The sequence below is a fragment of the Endozoicomonas sp. SESOKO4 genome, from assembly GCF_024606275.1.
This window is the reverse complement of sequence record NZ_JAHHPS010000413.1, coordinates 1-1,106: the sequence shown is the minus strand read 5'-3', so window position 1 is coordinate 1,106 and position 1,106 is coordinate 1. Positions and strand designations below refer to the sequence as shown.

The following is a 1,106-nucleotide window of genomic DNA, read 5'->3' as shown; positions in this document are numbered from 1 at the left end:
CGATTGTGAAAAGACCATGTTGAAAGTCAAATCTATCGGCTTCTGACGCAACATCACCATCAAGGCGTTTTGCAAGCCAGTTGAAGTTACACGGTTCCCCTTCAAAAAAGACTCTGTGCAGCAAGAAAGTGTCCAGGTCTTCAAGACCACCCAGCGCAGTGATCAGTTTTTCAAAGGTATCCAGCATATCTGGAGTTGATGCTATTCGAGGGCATTCGATAATGATTTCTCCCGCCACGGCGTTGCAACTGAGCTGCATGCCATCAGAATATTTATCCAGTTCGATTACTCTCAGCAACTGCACCAGAAACCACATACGCTGTAACTTACCGGGTTTATCGCTGCCATCAGGTTTCTCAAATTGGTCTGAAAATTTCAGCCGCAAGGTTCTTCCTTTCCCCCCCTCTGCGTTTTCAAGTAGCTCGATAACGCTTCTGTGTTGTCCAAGCCACAGGTTAACAATCAAGGCATCATCCATACTGACGACAGTAATCTCTGAACACCGTAATTTTTCGATGACTGCCTTACCGGACGGACTCAACAGCATTGCCTTTTCACCGGACCTAACCGAAGTTGTGCAATCAACATAGGTGACAAACTCTTCCTCAGATAACCTGCCCCGACCCGAGTCCAGAGTGACCGGAGCCAGGGCTTTTATGAAGCGCTGATGCAGGACAAAAATCAGCTCATGGACACTTCGAACCTGCTCAGCCTCAGCGGGATTGAGTGCCTGAAGAGAGGATTGCAGTTGCTGACAGGCTGCCACCCACTGACGAAACTCTCTTCGGGATACCTGCCCTTCTTCAGCGGCTTGCATGGGCAGAACGATACTCTCTAATCCGGATTGAATGGTTTTTTTCAGCGTCTCGAACCGGTTGATTAATTGCTGTGACTCATCCAGCATTGGCTGAACCTCGGATGAACCCTTGTCACCCGCCAGCAACAAGAAGGCACGGTAACCCACAAGCATTGCTTCAGCCCCGTGAATCAGTCGGTTTACGTTCTCTCTGGTCTCTGCCAGTATTTTTGATCGTTGTGGCGACATACTTAATTTTATCGGGTTTGCCAGACAATCCAGTCCACCGCCGGGGGAAAAAAACGACAAC

At 48.8% G+C, this 1,106-nt stretch carries 1 protein-coding gene; it reads right to left on the bottom strand.

Features of this window, described 5'->3' with window-relative positions:
• On the bottom strand, nt 1-1,106 hold a 1,106-nt coding region (locus tag KDK16_RS08070; protein WP_257275518.1), incomplete at both ends, for a hypothetical protein.